The sequence below is a fragment of the Rhizobium sp. SSA_523 genome (assembly GCF_030435705.1).
Classification (GTDB): domain Bacteria; phylum Pseudomonadota; class Alphaproteobacteria; order Rhizobiales; family Rhizobiaceae; genus Neorhizobium.
The window spans coordinates 1,155,937-1,175,164 of record NZ_CP129382.1; the positions used below are offsets into that span (position 1 = coordinate 1,155,937).

The window sequence follows — 19,228 nt, forward strand, 5'->3', positions numbered from 1 at the left end:
GCCCCTCAAACGCCGCGGCTCTTGCTGACGGCGGAAAAGGCCTTCTCCATCGCCGTGTCGCGGCCGTAGACGTCGTCGAAGAACTCGACCTTGCCGTCCTTGTTCGGCCAGGCGGTGAAATAGGCGACATAGACCGGGATCTTCGCCGTGACCGGAAGGGCGGCATTCTTGCCCTGCGCGATCTTCTGGCCGACCTCCGCCTCACTGATGCCGAGCACCGCCGCCGCCATCTTGCGCGGTTCGGCAAGCCGTACGCAGCCATGGCTGAGGGCGCGCATGTCGCGCTTGAAGAAAGCCTTCTGCGGCGTGTCATGCATGTAGATTGCATGGCTGTTGGGGAAGAGGATCTTCAATTCGCCGAGCGCATTGTCGCTGGAGGGCGGCTGGCGGACCGAGATCGCCTGAGTCGAACCATACCAGTTGACGGCGGTCGAGGAGACGGCCTTGCCCTTGACCTCGACCTGATAGCCCAGACGATCGAGATAGCTCGCATCCTGACGCAGTTTCGGCAGCATTTCATTGATGATGATCGACTGCGGAACGCCCCAATAGGGGTTTACCTCCACAGTCTCGATCTGGTCGCGGAAGAAATAGGTCTGGTGCGACGGCGAGCCGACCACGACGCGCATGGAGAACTGTTCCTGCCCGTTCTCGTGGTAATAGGCCTGATAGGCGGGCTGGTTGATGAAGACGAAGCGGCTGCCCAGATCGTCCGGCAGCCAGCGCGCCTCTTCCATGGCAACGACCAGCTTTGCGATCTTGCTCTCATTGGTGTGGCCGGTCATGGCACGAACCGTTGCCGGCCCGACGACGCCGTCCGGCTTCAGACCGACTTCCTTCTGGAAGCCCTTGACCAGCTCGACCAGTTCCGGCGCATAAACCGGCGTATCCTGATAGGCGGCCAGAACCGCCGCATGCTCGGTCTTGAACTGGTCCGACGCGCGCCGCTCGATGACCGTCATCACCTTGGCCAGCGCCTCATTCGTCTCGCCGGGCTTCAGCAGCAGATTGTCCGGCAGCGAGACGGAGGCTTCTGCCGTCCCGGTCTCACCGAGCAGGCGATGAAGCTCATCCTTGAGGGCCGTGAATTGCGGGCTCTGCGGCGCCAGGCTGAGGAGATAGGCACCGGCATCCGGCGCCCTGCCGGCAAAGGGCAGCACCGTATCGAGATTGACGCTGCGGCGTTCCAGATCGTGATAGCCGGAAATCTTGTTGGGATCGATGCGGCCGCGGATCATGTCCTGCGCAAACATCGCCACCTTGGCCGACAGCGCAAGCTCGAACTGCATCAGGTCCTTGCCGAACTGGTCGGAAGAGGCGCCTGCCTCCCCTGCTGCCGGACGAAGGCCCGCAGAGGCCATTTCGACCGGTGCCGCAGGCGTCTGTTCCGGTGCGCCCGTGGCATCCACGCTTGCGGGCTGGATGCTCGCAGTCTCTGAGCTTGCAGTCTGGGAGCTTGTAGGCTGAACGCTTGCCGTGGTCAGCGCCGGTACGGCAAGGCGGTAATCGGCCGGATCGAGACCGTATTCCCGCGCCTTCTGCATGGCGGCGATGACAAGGCGGGCGCGATCATTGACGTCACCCTTTTCGACCCAGAGCAGCTTGCCGCCCTTGGCATAATAGGTCTCCAGCGCGGCTGCGATATCGCTGGGCGCCTGCACCTTGGCATCCGTCAGGAAACGCGCATCCGCATCCTGCACGGCCTCGGCAAAGCCGGCCGTCTTCACGCTGCGCATCGCATCGGTCTTGTAGGTGTAATATTTGGGTCCGGTGACCTTCGGCAGCGGCTCCGGATCGCTCATGTCAATCGCGCGCTGCTCCTTCGCCGACAGCGGCGCGGCCGGCATCCGGCTCTCGACCTGTTCCTGGATGCTCGGGCGATTCCCGCGGATCATGTCCATCAGCGTCAGGGCATTGGCTGCGGGAGCGCAAAACGCCGTGAACGAAATGCCCGACAGCAGAGCGAGCGAGAGCGAAGTCTTCTTATGAGCGTGCGGCAAGTTCTGGTCCCCGTCACCTTGTGAGCCTTGAATCAGCAGGCTTCCGAAATGTAACCGCGCCTGTGTAGCGGATCGCGCGCGGCGTGAAAAGCAAACGAAAGACGGAGGACAAGCCCGGCTCAGGGTCAGCGGCGCCCGCCAATCATTTCCAGAACATTAAGAAAGCATTGGTTAAATTTTTACTGACATGGGCATTGGAACACCACGTTCCATCGCCTTCGGCCGCTCAAACGGCCGTGAAGTTTTCGCAAGCGTGACCGGAATACCACGCATGGGCAAGCGGCCCTGCCACCTTCGCAGTGCTTGCAGTCCCGGACCAATCGTATAGTAATTCGCCCGCCATGGCTCGCGGCCGCGGCCGGACCGCGTCCGCCCGCCGCGAGATGTTCCGAGCACCCGTGTCACACAGAGGCAGAATGATGACCACGCGCACTGAAACCGATACTTTTGGCCCGATCGAGGTCGCGAGCGACCGTTATTGGGGCGCGCAGGCCCAGCGCTCCCTCGGCAATTTCAAGATCGGCTGGGAAAAGCAGCCGCTTTCCGTCGTCCGCGCTCTGGGCATCGTGAAGCAGGCGGCGGCCCGCGCCAATATGGCACTGGGCGGTCTCGACCCCAAGATCGGCGAAACCATCATTGCCGCCGCACAGGAAGTCATCGACGGCAAGCTGAACGACCACTTCCCGCTCGTCGTCTGGCAGACGGGGTCCGGCACGCAGTCGAACATGAATGCCAATGAAGTCATTTCCAACCGCGCCATCGAAATGCTGGGCGGCGAGATGGGCTCGAAGAAGCCCGTCCATCCCAATGACCATGTGAATATGAGCCAGTCGTCGAACGACACCTATCCGACGGCCATGCATATCGCCTGCGCCGAGCAGATCGTCCGACATCTGATCCCCGGCCTCAAGCACCTGCATCAGGCTCTCGAAGCGAAATCCAAGGCCTTTGCCCATATCATCAAGATCGGCCGCACCCATACGCAGGACGCAACCCCGCTGACGCTCGGCCAGGAATTCGGCGGCTATGCCGCGCAGGTCGCCTCGGCCATCAAGCGCCTGGAAGTCTCGCTGTCCGGCCTTTACGAGCTGGCGCAGGGCGGCACGGCCGTCGGTACCGGTCTCAACGCCCCCGTCGGCTTCGCCGAAAAGGTCGCCGAGGAGATTGCCGCAATCACCGGCCTGCCCTTCATCACCGCGCCGAACAAGTTCGAGGCGCTTGCCGCCCATGACGCCATGGTCTTCTCCCACGGCGCCATCAATGCGGCTGCCGCGGCCCTCTTCAAGATCGCCAATGATATCCGCTTCCTCGGCTCCGGTCCGCGGGCCGGGCTTGGCGAACTGGCCCTGCCGGAAAACGAGCCCGGCTCGTCGATCATGCCGGGCAAGGTGAACCCGACGCAGTCCGAAGCGCTGACGCAGGTCTGCGCGCATATCTTCGGCAACAATGCCGCCATCACCTTCGCCGGCAGCCAGGGCCATTTCGAGCTGAACGTCTACAATCCGATGATGGCCTACAACTTCCTCCAGTCGGTGCAATTGCTGGGCGACGCCGCCGTTTCCTTCACCGACAACTGCGTCGTCGGAATCGAGGCGCGCGAAGACAACATCAAGCGCGGCGTCGAAAACTCGCTGATGCTCGTCACCGCACTCAACTCCAAGCTGGGCTACGATGCCTGCGCCAAGATTGCCAAGACGGCGCACAAGAACGGCACGACCCTGCGGGAGGAGGCCGTCGGCGGCGGTTACCTCACCAATGAGGAATTCGATCAATATGTCCGCCCGGAAAACATGATCGGCCCGAAGTAAGCCTGACTGGAGCCCGAAGTAAGCCGGACTACAGGCAGGAACCGCCATACCGGGCACGAACCGCAGAGGGGGCGATCACGCCCCCTCATTGCATCGGCGGGCAGATGCCGGTTCGGTTTACCTCCCGAAGGCCTCACCCCGCCAGTAGCATGTCCTATAGGTTGTAATGCGACCAAGACGTGCGCGGGTCGCGTCCAGCAACTCCGGCAGCGGGGGCGGGCTAAAAGGCAAGATCCGCTCTTGACTTCCTCAACCCCCTGATCAAAAGGCAAGTTCTCCTTTGCGAGCACCACTATTGCGGTTAATGTGCAGCGCCAGGAACGCTTAAATTTAATCATTTCCACATAATTTGTGATTATCTGTACTCATCATACAATCACGTGCAGACATCGGAGTTACGGGATGACAACGGTCGTTGCGCCGAAAGCGCAAGCCCCCGATATTGCCAGCCAGATCACCCACGCCATGCGCTCGATGGGCGCGTCGCCAATTCCGAGAAACTACCACCTCTTCTACGAAGCCTATATCGGCACCAATCCGACGCTGACGCGTGACCTCGCCCTTTTGGGTAGCCGGACGACACAGGAGGAACTCGACGAGCTGGCGGCGGTGCATCTCGGCACCAATCAGTCCAATGTCGTGGAGAATGCCCATGACCAGCTGCTGGGCCAGCTCGACGCGCTCCTGAAGATCCTCCAGCAGGAACAATCCTCGCTGCAGATCTACAACCGGCTGCTGGATGAGACGGCCAGCCAGATCAATTCCAAGAACCACGCCTCTGCCGAAATCCTGCGCAGCGCCATTGCGCTGCTGGCAAAGGCGACCGGCGAGACCCTTGCCAGCGGCGAACGGACTGTCGAAGGCGTGGCGCTGAAATCGCAGGAAATGGAGCAGGTTCGCCGCGAACTCGACGATTACAAGCGGATTGCCAATACCGATTCGTTGACGCGCCTGTCCAACCGCCGGGCCTTCGACGAGAAGCTCAGCAGCCTTTACGACGATCCGATGCGCCTGCCGGTGACGGCGCTGGTTCTCGCCGATATCGACAATTTCAAGAAGATCAACGACACCTGGGGTCATCCGGTCGGCGACAAGGTGCTGGCCTCCGTGGCCGCCGTCATCCGCTCCCATGTCCGCCGCGATGTGTTCATCGCCAGGACCGGCGGAGAGGAATTCGCGCTGATCGTCGAGGGAAATACGCCCGACGAGGTGATGTCCATGTGCGAGCGGATCCGCCGCGCGCTGGAAACCCGCCCCTTCCGCAACACCAGGACCGGCGTCGATTACGGCCCCGTGACCTTGTCGCTCGGCTATGCGATGGCATCGCAGGCCGACGACCCGGGGGATCTCTACGCCAAGTCCGACACGGCCCTGTATGGTGCGAAAAACGCCGGCCGCAACCGCTCCGTCCCCTTCGAGGAGGGGATGCGCAAGGATTATGTCGGCAAGGGTTGGCTGATCTATAAGAGGTGAGGCGCGGCCCGCGCGCTCACCACATGCTGGCGGTCGCCCGCGCCGGCCATTCCCGGTCATAGGTCTCCTGATCGAATTCCCGCTGCGCCGCCTTCAGCATCTCGCCGGCCGTGGGCAGGCTAGCCGGGTCCACATGCCGCTCCTGGTTCCAGAGGTCCGCGCGCATCACCGCCCGCGCGCACTGGAAGTAGACGTGGTCCACTGTCACCACCACGACCGAACGCGGGTGCTTTTCGTCCATTTTAAAGCTTTCCAGCAGATCCGGCGCGATCGACACGACGGCCTGGCCGTTGATCCGCATCACGGTGCTGGAGCCCGGAATGAGGAACATCAGCGAGACACGCGGATCGCGGACGATGTTCAGGAGCGAATCGATGCGGTTGTTGCCACGCCAGTCCGGCAGCAGCACGGTCTTGTCGTCTGCAATGCGAACCACCCCGCCAAGATCGCCCCGGGGCGAACAATCCATGCCCTCCGGTCCGACCGTTGCAAGCGCCATGAAGGGCGAGGCTTCGATGAAGCGGCGATATTCCGCCGTCAGCCGCGGCGTCACCTTCACCAGGGCGGCTTCGCTGCAGCCATTGTAGATTTCGCGCAGCTGTTCGACGCTGGTGATGACGGACATGTTCGTGCTCCTCTGCAATCGTGCGGACTGACGTCGACATCTGCGTTCAAGCCTGCTGCGGGCGGTTGCAAATGTCAAAACCAGACCGGTGGCGCGGGGCTTATAGCAGATCCTGGCCGGAAGGACAGACCGAACGGCGGACTCTGTCGCAACCCGCGCCGAGGCCGGCGAGGGTCGCGCCGGCTAAGCCGTCATTCGCCTTCCAGCTCGCCCACCTGCTCATCCGAATGCGGTGTGCGGGCAAGGCCGCGATATTCCCAGCCGGCGACCAGCAGCAGGGTCGAAAGGGCTAGCAGCCCGCTCCAGTAATTGGGCAGCATGGCGGCGATGGGCAGGCAGAGCACGGCAAGCGCCATGCCGGCCAGATGCGATCGCGGCATGCGGCCCGTCGTCATCCGCTTGACCAGAAGATTGCCGCCGAGAAACAGGATGGGACCGCCGAGAATGACGGCAGCAAGAGCAGCATCGCCGGCATCGCCCGGATGCGCCAGGATATGCTCGGCCGACACAGCCACCAGGATGATCCCGGCCACAACGGGCATATGGCCATAGGTGAACACATGCAGCGCCACCTCGCCCGGCTCGTCCGTCTCCTCGATCTCGTGGCGCGCCTTCGCCTGGCCGAAATGGAAATAGATCCACCACATGGTGACGCTGGCGGCAAAGGCGCTGATGAAGATGACCACCAGAAGCGGCGTCAGATCCTCGTCGGCGAAACTGCGGCCGATCGCCAGAATGCTTTCACCCAGGCAGATCATCACGAAGAGCGCGCATCGCTCCGCCATGTGCTCGCCGGATATGTCCCAGTCGCTGGCATGCGAGCGTCCGAAGCCGGGCACGATGAAGCGGGCCTCCGGCGCCGCATATTCGATCAGGAGGGCAATGAACCAGAGGATGAGCCGCATCTGCTCGCCGGCCAGAGCACCGGCGAGCCAGAAGGCGGCCGACAGCGAAAACCAGATCGACACGCGGATGAAGTTGCGCCTGACATCCGGCAGGACATTGCGGAAGGCATAGACGGCAAACAGCGACCGGCCGAGCTGCATGGCGATATAGGAGCCGGCAAACATCAGCGCCTTGCCTTCGAAGGCTTCCGGAATGGCGGAGGCCATCAAGAGTCCGAAGAACATCAGGCCGAACAGAAGGGCGCGGATTGGCATGCGCTCCGGATTGAGCCAGTTCATGACCCAGGCCGTGTGGTTCCAGACCCACCACAGCGCCAGCGCGACCACGCCGCCCTGCAGCAGCCGGTGGAAGGAAAATTCCTCCACGATGAAATGCGAGAGCTGGATGAGCGCAAAGACGAAGACCAGGTCGAAGAACAGTTCCGGGAAACCGACCCGCTTGTCTTCCTGCTCTTCCTCGCGCAGCCAGTGCTGGCTGCTATCCGTCTGTCCCACGCACCACCGCCTGTTCCCGCGCCTGTTCCATCGCCACCGTCTGCGCCTTGTCCCGTACCCGTTCCCGCAGCCGTTCTACAGCCTATCGCCGCGGGCCGCCGGGATCCCGGCTCAGCCCCTTTTCCGCAAGCTCCGCCTCATAGGCGGCAAACAGGGCGTCGCCGCCCTCTCCGAGCTCCTGCAGATAGCGCCAGGTGAAGATTCCGCTGTCATGACCGTCGTCGAAGGCGATCCTGACCGCGTAATTGCCGGCCGCCACGAGATTGCGGATCGTGACGTTGCGCTTGCCGGGCACGGTGACCTTCTGTCCAGGTCCGTGCCCCTGCACCTCGGCCGAGGGCGACAGGACGCGCATCATCTCGGCCGGCAGCGCAAAGCTGCGGCCGTCGTCGAAGCTGACGGTCAGCATGCGCCGATCGGCGGACACGCGCAATTCGGTCGGCCAGCTGTTCGGCTCTGGTTCCGGGGAAGAAGGCTGGGTCATTGCTTTTGTCCGTTGCACGGTGAAGACATGGGGCGTGCCGGCGCTGGCGCAAGATGGTCGAAGCAAGCGGCCGGTTTCGGCCACGTCTTGCAAAAGCGAGGCTTGCGCTCTCCGGTCACGTCTCTGTATCTGCCTTGACGCAACCGCTTGCAAGACCCATCTTGCGCGGATGGAGGACATGCCTTGAACAGTTTTGTCAACACGCCCGTCAATCCCGCTCCGATCGTGAACGCCAAGATGCCGATGATCGATCCCTTCGGCCGTGCGGTGACCTATCTGCGCGTCTCCGTCACCGATCGCTGCGATTTCCGCTGCACCTACTGCATGGCGGAAAACATGACCTTCCTGCCGAAGAAGGACCTGCTGACGCTTGAAGAACTCGACCGGCTCTGTTCGGCCTTCATCGCCAAGGGCGTGCGCAAGCTCAGGCTGACGGGCGGCGAGCCCCTGGTGCGCAAGAATATCATGCATCTCGTGCGCGCGCTCGGCCGCCATATCGATACCGGCGATCTGGAAGAGCTGACGCTGACCACCAATGGCTCGCAGCTCGCCCGCTATGCCGACGAACTCTATGCCTGCGGCGTCCGGCGGATCAATGTCTCGGTCGATACGCTCAACCCCGACAAGTTCCGCCAGATCACCCGCTGGGGCGAGCTGTCGAAGGTGATGGAGGGTCTGGCGGCGGCGCAGAAGGCTGGCCTGAAGGTCAAGCTGAATGCCGTGGCACTGAAAGGCTTCAATGACGGCGAGATCGCCGACATGCTGCGCTTCGCGCATGGCCGCGGCATGGACCTGACGGTCATCGAGACGATGCCGATGGGCGAGATCGACGAGGACCGCACCGACCAGTACCTGCCGCTGTCGGAACTGCGCCGCTCTCTCGAACAGCAGTTCACCCTGACCGAGATCCCCTACCAGACCGGCGGCCCCGCCCGCTATGTCGAAGTTGCGGAGACCGGCGGCCGGCTGGGCTTCATCACGCCCATGACCCATAACTTCTGCGAGAGCTGCAACCGCGTCCGCCTCACCTGCACCGGCACGCTCTATATGTGCCTCGGCCAGAACGATGCGGCGGATCTGCGAACGGCGCTGCGCGCCTCACCGGACGACGCCTATCTCGCGGCAGCCATCGACGAGGCGATCCTGCGCAAGCCGAAGGGCCATGATTTCATCATCGACCGCAACAACCGCCCGGCCGTCTCGCGTCACATGAGCGTCACCGGCGGCTGATCATGGCGCCAGCGCTTCCGGTCGCGCCAGGAGGGTTTCGGCTGAAGACGCCGCGCCTCGACCTCTGCCCGACCAGGCCGCAGGATGCCGCCCGCGCGCTTGCCATACAGGCGGATGCCAAGGTGGCGCGCATGCTGCGGCACGCTTCCTTTCCGCCCGATTTCGACCGGCTTTCGGCCTGGTTCGCCACTCATCCTGCGGAATGGACGAGCGGGACGGCCTTCCGCTTTTCAGTTTGTCTTGAGGAACGAATGATCGGCATTGCCGATATCGACGAGATTGCAGACGGCTGCGGCGAGCTCGGATACTGGTTCGAGCGGGTGGCCTGGGGCCAGGGTCTGGCCATGGAAGCGGCCTCTGCCCTCACCCGCTTCGCCTTTGAGACATTGTGCCTTGATGCACTCTGCTCCGGCCATGCCGAAGACAATCCCGCATCCGGCCGCATCCTGCAGAAGCTCGGCTTCACCGCGACAGGAAGCGCAAACCTGCCTTATCTCTCCCGAAAGGGGCCGGTTCGCCACATGCTCTACCGCCTGCGCCGGCAGGATTGGCCGGCGCAGCAAGGCTGATCGGCCGCTGGCTGGTTACGGGCGGCCCTGGCCTTCAACCGTTCCGGACGGAAGGGTGGCCGGGGCAATGTCCAGCTGCGAGGGCGGATTGGCCGGTGTTGCATCCGTCTCGCCGGATTGAGCCCCTTGCGGCGGATTGGCCGGCGTCGCGGGCTCGACCGCGGCGGGCGGCGCGGGCTGTGCTGGCGGCGCAGGCTGTGTCGGCTGCGCAGGCTGTGTCGGCTGCGCCAGGGCCGGCGCGGGCGGCGAGCCCGGCTGAGCGCTCGTGCCTGGCGCCGGAGCCGGTGCACCGCCGGAGGCCGCCGCCGGATCCTGAGCCGCCGGGTCCCGAGAAGCGGGAGACGTTGCGGCGGATGTTGCCGGCATCTGGTCGGTAGCCAGAGGCGCGGCGCTGACCGAACCATCTGCCGCGGCGACCCGCCAGACCGTATTGCCCGCATCATCGGCCACCAGCAGCGCTCCGGTACCGTCGATACCGACACCGACCGGCCGGCCGCGCGCCTGATCGCCGTTGAGGAAATCGGTGACGACATCCACCGGCTTGCCGACCGGGCGCCCTCCTTCGAAGGCGACATAGATGACGCGATAGCCGTTGAAGGCGGTGCGGTTCCAGCTGCCATGCTCGCCGATGAAGGCGCCGTGGGCAAAGGCCTGCGGCATGGCGGATCCATGCGAGAAGGTCATGCCCAGCGCCGCCACATGGCTCGACAAAGCGTAATCCGGCTTGATCGCCCGTTCCACCATGTCGGGGCGCTGCGGCCGGACGCGCTCGTCCACGTGGTTGCCGTAATAGCTCCACGGCCAACCGTAGAAGGCGCCCTCCTGCACCGAGGTCATATAGTCGGGGACGAGGTTCGGCCCCAGTTCGTCGCGTTCGTTGACCACGGTCCAGAGCGCCTTCGTCTCCGGCTCGAAGGTCAGTCCGTTGGGGTTGCGCAGGCCCGAGGCGAAGACCCTTGCCGCGCCGGTCTCGCGGTCCACCTGCCAGATTGCCGCCCTGCCCTTTTCCGCCTCGATGCCGTTCTCGACAATGTTGGAGTTGGACCCGACCGAGACGAAGAGGCTTTGCTGATCGGGACTGAGCGCCAGATCCTTCGTCCAGTGATGGTCGATCGGCCCGCCGGGCAGAGGCGTCAGGACGCGCGGAGCGGCACTCACCGTCGTATCGCCAAGCCGGAAGGGATAGGCCAGGATCGCGTCCGTGGCGGCAACATAGAGCGTATCATCCACCCAGGCGACACCGAAGGGGGAATGCAGGCCGGACAGAAGCTCGTGGCGCTCATCCACCGTGCCGTTGCGATCGGTGTCGCGCAGGAGCGTGATGCGATTGCTCTCCGGCGGCTTGCTGCCGCCGCCGCCGCCATGCGCGATCGCCATGATCCAGCCGCGGATGAAATCCTTCGGCCGCGTCTTGGGTTCGCCTTCCGGCCCGCGGGACTGGATGACCAGCACATCGCCATTGGGAAGCGTATGGACGGTGCGCGGATTGCCGAGATCCTTGGCATAGGCGGAGATCGTCAGCCCCTGCGCCACACTCGGCATTTCTCCGTCTTTCCAGCCCACGACCTCGGCAACCTTCAGCGCCGGCAGAAGCTCCTGCGATGGCGCCGGCAAAACCGGATCCGGGCCGATCTGCTGGCTCACATCGAAGTTCTCTTCATTGGAACACGCGGTTGCGAAGAGCGGCAGGGCAAGCCCGGCGCAAAGCAGCGCCGTGCGGCGAACGGATTTCGATCTCGATCTCATGACACCCTCCCGATGGTGCTGGTGGTGGACTGTGTCACCGCATAGGCCGCGCAATAGGTGTAAAGGGCGGAACGCGCATGGGCGATGGAGAGCCAGAGCGTGATCAGCAGCAGGACGAAGGTCGCGGCGGAGATTGTCAGGCCCATCGGTACGACGGCGGTCCAGCCATCGCCGGCATGGACAAGGCTGTTGACAAAAGCGAGGATCAGCACGCAGACAAAGACTCCGGCCGCGGCAAAGGACGGGCGCCAGGGGCGGGTGGACGGACGCATGAAATCGATGATGCCGAAGAGGATGGCAAGGCCGCCGAAAACCTCGCCGGTCAGCAGAAGCCAGGACGAGAAATTCTGCCACATCAGCATTTCGCTACGCCAGTAGAGAATATCGGTTGCAAGAGCGAGGGTGAAGCAGACAAAAGTGAAGGGAGCAAACAGTGCGGACAGCGGATAGGCCGGTGCCCTTATCTGTCTCGGCTGGTCGGGCGTCATGGGCGGCCTCCTCGGCGGATAGAGATGAAACGCTGCAAGCTCTACGAACAGCGCGGCAGTTTGTTCCGCGGCGGAATAGAGTTCGCGCTGAATGATTGCTTTCCGGACGCTGCATGGCGTCGCAAAACGTGGGCTGCGCCGGAGCCTCACGGCCCGACTGCCTGCCCCACGGCTTGCCCCTCCGCCTGCCCTGCTTGTGTTCCAAGCAAGCGGACCGGTTGCAGGCCGGCAGCCGTGATCCGCTCCGACCGACCGACCGACCGACGCTGTCATCGATGGCGAATGGCCATGAGCAGGAGATTCCAGATGGCTGACTATTGTGACGGACCGCCGGAGGCGCTGGAGATTGGCACGGAAGCTGCCGGCCCGCTGGAGGTTTCATCCGGCGCGGCGCAAGCCGCTGCCCGCTCCTGCCACGGCTGCACGCTGTGCTGCGTGCTGCCGGAGATCGACGAATTCGAAAAGCCCGCCGATATCGCCTGCACTCACTGCGCCATCGGTCAGGGCTGCACGGCCTATGACCAGCGCCCGCAGGTGTGCCGCAACTTCCTCTGTCTCTGGGTCACCGATGATCGCGTGGCGCAGGCCTGGCAGCCCTTGTCCTCACATATGGTGGTCTACCGCCAGGGGCGACAGCTCACCGTTCTGGTCGACCCCGACTTTCCCACGATCTGGCAGGAGGAACCCTTCGCCACGGATCTCGCGCGCTGGGCCGTGGAAGCCGAAGCGGAGGGCGGCTACCTGATCCTGTTCTCCGGCGACACGCTTCACCGAATACGCGCCGGAGGGGAAAGCACCGCCGAGAAAGCGGCCGCCAGCCTCTACTGAAGGATTTCTCAGACCGCCCCAGAGCCTGCGGCTACGCAGCCTTGGAGGCGGCAGCGCCAGCTTCCGTCCGGAAGTGGTCGATCTTGTCGCTCAGCGCTTCGACGCGGCCGCGCAGGCCGTGGATTTCGGCCGTGTTCTCCTCCACCATGGCGGCATTGCGCTGGGTAATCAGCTCTACCTCGCCAAGCGCCTGGGTAACCTCGCCAATGCCCCGCGACTGCTCGCCGGTGGCAACCGAAATATCCGTCACCAGGGCCTGCACCGTCGAGATATGGGCGATGATCTGGTTGAGCGCGTCACCGGTCTGCTCGACCAGATGCACACCGCTTTGCACCTGCTGGCCACTATCGGCGATCAGGCCCTTGATTTCCCGGGCGGCATTGGCACATCGCTGGGCCAGTTCGCGCACCTCTTGCGCCACGACCGCAAATCCGCGCCCGGCCTCGCCTGCCCTCGCCGCCTCGACGCCGGCATTGAGCGCGAGGAGATTGGTCTGGAAGGCGATCTCATCGATCACGCCGATAATGGTGGCGATCCGTTCCGACGACCGGCTGATCTCGCCCATGGCCTGGATGGCGTTTGTGACGACCTGGCCGGACCGGCTGGCGAAGGCCTCGGTCTCCGTCACCGAACGGGCGGTGCGTTCGGCATTGCCGGCCGTGGATTTCACCACATCGCCCAATTGCCGCAGCGCCCGGCTCGACTGTTCGAGCGCCGCCGCCTGCTGTTCGGTGCGCCGAGCCAGATCATCGGCCGACACGGCGAGATTGCCGGTGCCGCTATTGATGTCATCGGCCACCATCCGCACATCCGTAAGAGTGGCGCGCAGCCTGCGCACCGCCTGATTGTAGGTCTGCGCCATGGAGACGAAGTCGACCGGGAGATCCTCGCTCATTTCCTGCGCCAGATCGCCGGCTGCGAGCCGTTCCAGCACGCCGGACAGGGCCGACAGGGCATGTTGCTGCTCGGCGGAAATGCGGGCGCGCTCCGCGGCACGCAAGGCCTGCTCAGCGGCGGATGCTTCCCGTGCCGCGCCCGCTTCCTGCTCCAGGCGGACATTCTCCAGAGCCGCATCGCGGAACACGCTGACGGAGCGCACCATGTCGCCAATTTCGTCGCCGCGATCCCGCCCGTCGATCGTGACCGAAAGATCGCCACCCGCCAGACGAGTCATGATTTCGGTCACGCGGCGCAAGGGGCCGCGTAGAGTTTCGACCAGCATCAGGGCACCGATGATCGCCAGGAGCGTGCCGATGACCGTGGCCGCCACCGACAGATTGGCGGAGCGTTCGCTATCCTGCTTGCCGGCTTCCTGTGCCTGCGCCACGAAGGCCTTCAGCGCCATCATGCCGGATGTCAGGGCCTCGCGGGCGGTCGCGGCCGCCGCCTGCTGGTCTTCGGCGCGCAGCAACAATGTCTTCGAGCCTTGCGTCAGCTGCTCGAGGATCGGCTGGAGAGCCGGCGCGAAATCCTGCATCTTCGGGTTCTTCTGGCCAAGCGTGGAGATCTGCGCACTGGCTTTGGCCAGCTGGGCGATATCGTCCAGCAGGGCCTGCCTTGCCTCCGACGTCAGCGCCGTTTGAAGCCGCTCGCCGTGCAGCAGCAGCATGTCGTTGAGGCGCGTCGCCTCCCCAAGGGCGGCGAGCAATTTGCGGTTCGTCTGCAGATCGTCTTCCAGCGTCGCGAAGCGGTCCGCCGCGGTCGAGGTGCTCTTTTCCGTCTCCTTGGCGAAGCCGGAGCGCACCGGCTCCAGCGCGAGAACCAGGCTGCGGATGCGGCCTGCCTTCTCGGCGGCCGGGAGCTTTGCCTGGATCACCGCGTCGAGCTCGGCCACCTGCTGCTTCAACCCGTCCAGCATGCGCACGACCTTGTTGGTCGCCTTGCCTTCCACCTTGGCGAATTCCTTTTGCAGCACCGAGAGATAGGTGGACGCCGCGCGCGGCAGGGCTTCGTCGCTGTCGGCATTCTTGACCGCATCCATCACATTGTCGATGCGACCCGCCATGCTCTTCAGCGCAAAGGCATCGAAGAGCGCACCCTTGGCGAATTTCTCCTTCGCCTCGCCGAGCCTGCGAACCTCTTCCACCTGGGTGCCGACGGCCGATGCGAGACGACGGATCTCCTCCACACTGTCATGCATGCCCTGCCCCGTCGCATCCATGTCGCGATTGATCGCCGACAGGTTCTGCGCCGCCTGCCGGAGGGCGGGCGCCGTCTGCTGGACGGATGCCAGCCGCTGAAGATCCTCCGGCGTCGTGACCAGTCCCTCGAGGCGATCGAGACCGGCATCGAGCGCGTCGATCGCGCCGTAGAGCGTCGTGAGACCCTTGTCGTCCGGACGCGCCAGATAGCCGAACAGCGCCGCCTGCAGCCGCTCGAATTCGCCGATATTATCGATCGTTGCCCGCGTCACGGTCATGTGGCCGTTCAGCATGCGGGCAGTATAGAAGCCGGCAAGCCCCACGCCTGCGATCAGCAGGATCAGCGGCACGACGAACAACAAAACCTTGGTGACGATCCGGCGGCTTTGCAGCAGGCGATCCAGGAACGACATAAATCAACCTCAACGCAAGCCGGCGGCAAGCCGCGCAATGGCATCTGGGGCATCTGGCCGGGCGTTCTTCCCGCTTCATGCGGAGCAGGCGAAGATTGACCGCAAGATCTTGAACTTTGCGTTAATGGGAACAAAGGCGAGCGCCCCGAAGCCCGTGCAGCAATCAATTAGGAGAGGTGGCGGGCGAGAGGCAGGAGGACGACGACGCCGCCGGAAATCGTAAGGCAAACTTACGAAGCGGCTGGTTCTAGCCAGATCAATGCTTTAATACATCATCCAGATGAGGTTGCCGCTCCCTCAGCGGATGAACCATCCGCCCGGGTTGTCGAAGGCCAAGGGGGAGATCAGCAATGAGAGAGCGGTTTGGGGTGGACGCCGGTCACGGGCCTTTCGGCATCCGGCTTTTCTGTCGATTCCAAACGATATCGGCGACGCCTGTCACCCTTCCGTTTCAGCCGGACCGGCCTGAAGGGCCTGGCCAGCCGTGACCAATCTTGGCCGGGCCTGGCCAGCCCTGACTTGCCATGCCTTGCCCTGATCGGCCCTGATCGGCCTTCAAGGGCACGCCGGGGCAAGCCGGCGCGCTCCGGTCGAACCGAATGCCCGCTGATTTGTTGCATACGCGTTTTAAACAAGAAAAGACCTAGGGAATCGGAAATGCCTCTGTCGCAGAATGCCCGCGGCGCCGTAATGATGACACTCGCCATGGGCGTTTTCACCGCCAATGATGCCTTCGTCAAACTGGTGACGCCGGATATGAATGTCGGCCAGATCATGTTCATCCGCGGCAGCATGACCTCGCTGCTTCTCCTGCTGATGGCCGGCTACTACAAGCTTCTCGATCAGTGGCGGCTGATGTTTTCGCCAAAGGTCCTGCTACGCTCCGCTTTCGAGATCGGCGCTGCCATCACCTATATTTCCGCGCTGGCGCATATCGATCTCGCGGTTGCGGCGACCATTCTTCTGTCCTTGCCCCTGGCGGTGACATTCGGTGCCTGGCTGATCTTCAAGGAGGAAGTCGGCTGGCGGCGCTGGGCGGCGATCCTTGTCGGCTTTCTCGGCGTGATCATCGTCTTGCGGCCCAGCCCGGAAGCTTTCCTGCCCGCCTCGCTGCTGGCCGTGGTCACGGTCTTCTTCACCGCCGGACGCGACCTCACGACCCGCCGGATCCCCTTTGGAATTCCGACCCTCATCATCTCGCTCTTTGCCGGGCTGACCAATGCGGTGATCGGCGCAGCCCTCATTCCGGTCATGGGCGGCTGGAGCCCCGTCAGCCTGTCGTCCTTCCTCAGTCTGGCCGTGGCATCCGCACTGATTCTCGCCGGCTACCTGACCATCGTCATCGCCATGCGGTCGGGCGAGATCTCCTTCATCGCGCCTTTCCGCTATACCAGCCTTATCTTTTCCCTCACGCTCGGCTTCTATTTCTTCGGCGAGACGCCGGATGGCACCATGGCGATCGGGGCAAGCCTGATCGTTGCTTCCGGCCTCTATGCCTTCTATCGGGAAAAGCTGCGGGCACGCAGCACGGCCGCCGAGAGCGTGCCGCGCACACCGCACTGACGGCAGGAGCCAGACGCTTGACCAAGCCGCGCATCGTCTATCTGGACAGAACCACGCCACCGCACATCTCCACCCTTGTTCTGGTGGCGGGGCTTGCAGCCCTGACGCTGAACATCTTCCTGCCCTCGCTTGCCGACATGGCCCGCCATTTCGGCACTCCTTACGCGGTCATGCAGCTTGCCGTATCGGCCTATCTGGCCGGGACCGCCGTGCTGCAGCTGGCCATCGGGCCGCTGTCGGACCTGTTCGGCCGGCGCCCCGTGATGCTGACCTGTATCGGTCTCCTGGCGCTCGGTTCGGTCATCTGTCTTCTGGCGCCCAATGTCACCGTCTTCATGATCGGCCGCATTCTGCAGACCGCGATCGTCGCCGGTTTCGTGCTCTCCCGCGCCATCGTCCGGGACATGGTGCCCGCCGATCAGGCGGCATCGATGATCGGCTATGTGACCATGGGTATGTCTCTCGTCCCGATGGTGGCCCCCGCCCTCGGCGGCGTGCTGAACGATGCCTATGGCTGGCAGGCGAATTTCGTCGTGATGCTGGTCTATGCGCTTATCTGCCTCGTGGTGGTGTATCGCGATCTCGGTGAGACGCATCATCACCGCTCGAAAAGCGTTGCAGACCAGTTCAGGGCCTGGCCGGAACTCGTGCGGGCGCCGGCCTTTTGGGGCTTTGCCCTCACCTGTGGCTTCGCCTCCGGCATCTTCTACGCCTTCCTCGGCGGCGCCCCCTTCATCGGCACCGTGATCTACCGGCTGACGCCGGCCATGCTCGGCCTGCAATTCATGCTTCTCGCCCTCGGCTACACGCTCGGCAATTTCATCTCCGGACGCTATGCGAGCCGCATCGGCATCATTCGCATGATCATGTCCGGCAATCTGATCTCGCTTGCCGGCGTCATTCTGGCGCTGCTCCTCCTCCTGCTTGGCTTCGACAGCGCCTTCGCCTTTTTCGGCCCCCTGTCCCTGGTCGGGCTTGGCAACGGCCTCACCCTGCCGAGCGCCAATGCCGGACTGGTCAGCGTCAAGCCGCATCTGGCGGGCTCGGCCTCGGGCCTCGGCGGGGCTCTCTATGTCGGCGGCGGCGCGGCCTGTTCCGTGCTGGCGGGCTGGCTGGTCACCGAGGAGACCGGTGCCCTGCCGGTGCTGTGCCTGATGCTCGCCTCATCCCTGCTCGCCCTTATCTTTTCCGAGATGATCCGCCGCACGCAGGAAAGGCTCTCCCTCGATGACGACACCTAAACCACGCCATCCGCCCGCCGTCATCCTGGCCGGCGGCCAGTCGCGCCGGATGGGTCAGAACAAGGCCGGCGTCATGCTCTCCGGCAGGCCGCTGATCGACCACGTGATCGCCCGGCTCGTGGCGCAGGTCTCCGCCCTGGCGATAAATGCCGCGGAGCCCGTTGCCGTGCCCCCGGGTATGCCGGTGATTGCCGATACCGTGCCCGGCCAGCGCGGTCCCCTCGCCGGCATTCTCACCGCCATGCGCTACGCGGCGGAGACGGATCCGGACGCCTCGCACGTGCTGACCGCGCCGATCGACAGTCCCTTCCTGCCGCTCGACCTGGTGGACAGGCTGGCGGCGGCGGCACATGCCGATGGCGCTAGCGCGATCGCTGCCTCCGCCGGCGCCCTCCATCCCGTCTGCGGTCTCTGGCGCGTCGACCTGGCCGATCGGCTGCAGGCGTTTCTGGAGGGGCCGGAGGAGCCGCGGGTCAAGGCTTTCCTGAAGACCCAGATGATGCGCAGCGTCGACTTTCCGCAGCTCGACACGCCTGCCGGCCCGCTCGACCCTTTCCTGAACCTCAACACGCCGGCCGATCTCGAAAGGGCCGAAACCTTTCTGCGAGTGCTTCCATGACAGCCTCACCACCGAAAATCTTCGGCATTGCCGGCTGGAAGAATTCCGGCAAGACCGGCCTGATGGTCCGCCTTGTCAGCGAACTCACCGCCAGGGGCCTGCGGGTATCCACCATCAAGCATGCCCATCATGATTTCGATATCGACAGGCTGGGAGCCGACAGCTACCGGCACAGAGAGGCTGGTGCCCATGAGGTGGCGCTGGTATCCGGCACGCGGTTTGCCATCATGCACGAATTGCGGGGCGCCCCGGAACCGGCCTTTGGGGAGATCCTGGCGCGCCTGGCGCCGTGCGATCTCGTCTTGATCGAGGGCTATAAGCGCGAGCCGGTGCCGAAGATCGAGGCCCGCCGCCGCAACGCCAGCAAGACCGAACCGCTTGCGCCGACGGATCCGCATATCTGCGCCATTGCCGCCGATCACCCGATCGACGGTGCGACCCTGCCGGTCTTCGATCTGGACGATACGCAAGCCATCGCCGATTTCGTGCTGTCAACGGTCGGGCTTGCCGGCTGAGGGGCGCCTGTCATTGCGTCACCATTTCCAGCGGACCGACAGACGAAAACACCGCCGGACCAGTCCGGCGGTGTCGATCACAGTG

At 64.1% G+C, this 19,228-nt stretch carries 16 protein-coding genes; 9 read left to right on the top strand and 7 right to left on the bottom strand.

Features of this window, described 5'->3' with window-relative positions:
- Window positions 1-5: 5 nt before the first annotated feature.
- Entirely contained in the window at window positions 6-1,802 is a 1,797-nt protein-coding gene (locus QTJ18_RS13910; RefSeq protein WP_489667167.1) for a L,D-transpeptidase family protein, read from the bottom strand.
- Between the two features lie 614 nt (window positions 1,803-2,416).
- Here QTJ18_RS13910 and fumC point away from each other — a divergent pair.
- Both fumC and QTJ18_RS13920 read left to right on the top strand, forming a co-directional pair.
- A complete protein-coding gene (gene fumC / locus QTJ18_RS13915; protein ID WP_252750797.1) occupies window positions 2,417-3,808 on the top strand; it encodes a class II fumarate hydratase in 1,392 nt (463 codons plus the stop codon).
- 402 nt (window positions 3,809-4,210) lie between these two features.
- The gene (locus QTJ18_RS13920; RefSeq protein ID WP_252750798.1) at window positions 4,211-5,281 is read left to right on the top strand and encodes a GGDEF domain-containing protein; all 1,071 of its coding nucleotides are present in this window, start codon (window positions 4,211-4,213) and stop codon (window positions 5,279-5,281) included.
- A 16-nt stretch (window positions 5,282-5,297) separates the two neighbouring features.
- On the opposite strand, the gene QTJ18_RS13925 is transcribed toward QTJ18_RS13920, so the two are convergent.
- The 3 genes from QTJ18_RS13925 to QTJ18_RS13935 form a co-directional block, all read right to left on the bottom strand.
- Window positions 5,298-5,906 (bottom strand): pyridoxamine 5'-phosphate oxidase family protein, encoded by a 609-nt coding sequence (locus tag QTJ18_RS13925; RefSeq protein ID WP_252750799.1) that lies wholly within the window; start codon window positions 5,904-5,906, stop codon window positions 5,298-5,300.
- A gap of 191 nt (window positions 5,907-6,097) precedes the next feature.
- Entirely contained in the window at window positions 6,098-7,306 is a 1,209-nt protein-coding gene (locus QTJ18_RS13930; protein ID WP_252750800.1) for a low temperature requirement protein A, read from the bottom strand.
- An 82-nt stretch (window positions 7,307-7,388) separates the two neighbouring features.
- Window positions 7,389-7,790, bottom strand: a complete 402-nt coding sequence (locus QTJ18_RS13935) for a gamma-butyrobetaine hydroxylase family protein (RefSeq protein ID WP_252750801.1) — start codon at window positions 7,788-7,790, stop codon at window positions 7,389-7,391.
- Between the two features lie 237 nt (window positions 7,791-8,027).
- Between QTJ18_RS13935 and moaA the strand changes: the two genes are divergently transcribed.
- Both moaA and QTJ18_RS13945 read left to right on the top strand, forming a co-directional pair.
- Window positions 8,028-9,020 carry a GTP 3',8-cyclase MoaA gene (gene moaA / locus QTJ18_RS13940; RefSeq protein ID WP_252751330.1) on the top strand — a complete coding sequence of 331 codons (993 nt, stop codon included), beginning with the start codon at window positions 8,028-8,030 and terminating at the stop codon, window positions 9,018-9,020.
- A 2-nt stretch (window positions 9,021-9,022) separates the two neighbouring features.
- Complete coding sequence (locus QTJ18_RS13945) at window positions 9,023-9,589, top strand: GNAT family N-acetyltransferase (protein ID WP_252750802.1); 567 nt, start codon at window positions 9,023-9,025, stop codon at window positions 9,587-9,589.
- A 15-nt stretch (window positions 9,590-9,604) separates the two neighbouring features.
- Here QTJ18_RS13945 and QTJ18_RS13950 read toward each other — a convergent pair whose 3' ends face one another.
- A complete protein-coding gene (locus QTJ18_RS13950; RefSeq protein WP_252750803.1) occupies window positions 9,605-11,335 on the bottom strand; it encodes a PQQ-dependent sugar dehydrogenase in 1,731 nt (576 codons plus the stop codon).
- Window positions 11,332-11,823 carry a DUF2231 domain-containing protein gene (locus tag QTJ18_RS13955; RefSeq protein WP_252750804.1) on the bottom strand — a complete coding sequence of 164 codons (492 nt, stop codon included), beginning with the start codon at window positions 11,821-11,823 and terminating at the stop codon, window positions 11,332-11,334. Before QTJ18_RS13955 ends, QTJ18_RS13950 begins: the two co-directional genes overlap by 4 nt.
- 306 nt (window positions 11,824-12,129) lie before the next feature.
- On the opposite strand from QTJ18_RS13955, the gene QTJ18_RS13960 reads away from it, so the two are divergent.
- Window positions 12,130-12,651 carry a hypothetical protein gene (locus QTJ18_RS13960; RefSeq protein WP_252750805.1) on the top strand — a complete coding sequence of 174 codons (522 nt, stop codon included), beginning with the start codon at window positions 12,130-12,132 and terminating at the stop codon, window positions 12,649-12,651.
- 31 nt (window positions 12,652-12,682) lie between these two features.
- Here QTJ18_RS13960 and QTJ18_RS13965 read toward each other — a convergent pair whose 3' ends face one another.
- Window positions 12,683-15,205, bottom strand: coding sequence for a methyl-accepting chemotaxis protein (locus QTJ18_RS13965; RefSeq protein WP_252750806.1), 2,523 nt, complete (start codon window positions 15,203-15,205; stop codon window positions 12,683-12,685).
- A gap of 657 nt (window positions 15,206-15,862) precedes the next feature.
- On the opposite strand from QTJ18_RS13965, the gene QTJ18_RS13970 reads away from it, so the two are divergent.
- Genes QTJ18_RS13970 through mobB form a run of 4 tightly spaced genes read left to right on the top strand, consistent with a single transcriptional unit; the run spans window position 15,863 to window position 19,143 of the window.
- The gene (locus QTJ18_RS13970; RefSeq protein ID WP_252750807.1) at window positions 15,863-16,768 is read left to right on the top strand and encodes a DMT family transporter; all 906 of its coding nucleotides are present in this window, start codon (window positions 15,863-15,865) and stop codon (window positions 16,766-16,768) included.
- A gap of 17 nt (window positions 16,769-16,785) precedes the next feature.
- On the top strand, window positions 16,786-18,009 hold the full coding sequence (locus QTJ18_RS13975) for a multidrug effflux MFS transporter (RefSeq protein ID WP_252750808.1): 1,224 nt from the start codon (window positions 16,786-16,788) through the stop codon (window positions 18,007-18,009).
- A complete protein-coding gene (mobA, locus tag QTJ18_RS13980; protein ID WP_252750809.1) occupies window positions 17,996-18,628 on the top strand; it encodes a molybdenum cofactor guanylyltransferase MobA in 633 nt (210 codons plus the stop codon). The genes QTJ18_RS13975 and mobA overlap by 14 nt, the downstream gene beginning before the upstream one ends.
- Entirely contained in the window at window positions 18,625-19,143 is a 519-nt protein-coding gene (gene mobB / locus QTJ18_RS13985; RefSeq protein ID WP_252750810.1) for a molybdopterin-guanine dinucleotide biosynthesis protein B, read from the top strand. The genes mobA and mobB overlap by 4 nt, the downstream gene beginning before the upstream one ends.
- The last annotated feature ends 85 nt before the right edge of the window (window positions 19,144-19,228 follow it).

What these genes read in the sequence shown, in the direction of transcription:
- QTJ18_RS13920 (WP_252750798.1), top strand. Translation starts at nt 4,211, where the DNA reads ATGACAACGGTCGTTGCGCCGAAAGCGCAAGCCCCCGATATTGCCAGC.
- QTJ18_RS13950 (WP_252750803.1), bottom strand. Translation starts at nt 11,335, where the DNA reads ATGAGATCGAGATCGAAATCCGTTCGCCGCACGGCGCTGCTTTGCGCC.
- fumC (WP_252750797.1), top strand. Translation starts at nt 2,417, where the DNA reads ATGATGACCACGCGCACTGAAACCGATACTTTTGGCCCGATCGAGGTC.
- moaA (WP_252751330.1), top strand. Translation starts at nt 8,028, where the DNA reads ATGCCGATGATCGATCCCTTCGGCCGTGCGGTGACCTATCTGCGCGTC.
- QTJ18_RS13945 (WP_252750802.1), top strand. Translation starts at nt 9,023, where the DNA reads ATGGCGCCAGCGCTTCCGGTCGCGCCAGGAGGGTTTCGGCTGAAGACG.
- QTJ18_RS13935 (WP_252750801.1), bottom strand. Translation starts at nt 7,790, where the DNA reads ATGACCCAGCCTTCTTCCCCGGAACCAGAGCCGAACAGCTGGCCGACC.
- QTJ18_RS13960 (WP_252750805.1), top strand. Translation starts at nt 12,130, where the DNA reads ATGGCTGACTATTGTGACGGACCGCCGGAGGCGCTGGAGATTGGCACG.
- QTJ18_RS13910 (WP_489667167.1), bottom strand. Translation starts at nt 1,802, where the DNA reads ATGAGCGATCCGGAGCCGCTGCCGAAGGTCACCGGACCCAAATATTAC.
- mobA (WP_252750809.1), top strand. Translation starts at nt 17,996, where the DNA reads ATGACGACACCTAAACCACGCCATCCGCCCGCCGTCATCCTGGCCGGC.
- QTJ18_RS13965 (WP_252750806.1), bottom strand. Translation starts at nt 15,205, where the DNA reads ATGTCGTTCCTGGATCGCCTGCTGCAAAGCCGCCGGATCGTCACCAAG.
- QTJ18_RS13955 (WP_252750804.1), bottom strand. Translation starts at nt 11,823, where the DNA reads ATGACGCCCGACCAGCCGAGACAGATAAGGGCACCGGCCTATCCGCTG.
- mobB (WP_252750810.1), top strand. Translation starts at nt 18,625, where the DNA reads ATGACAGCCTCACCACCGAAAATCTTCGGCATTGCCGGCTGGAAGAAT.
- QTJ18_RS13970 (WP_252750807.1), top strand. Translation starts at nt 15,863, where the DNA reads ATGCCTCTGTCGCAGAATGCCCGCGGCGCCGTAATGATGACACTCGCC.
- QTJ18_RS13925 (WP_252750799.1), bottom strand. Translation starts at nt 5,906, where the DNA reads ATGTCCGTCATCACCAGCGTCGAACAGCTGCGCGAAATCTACAATGGC.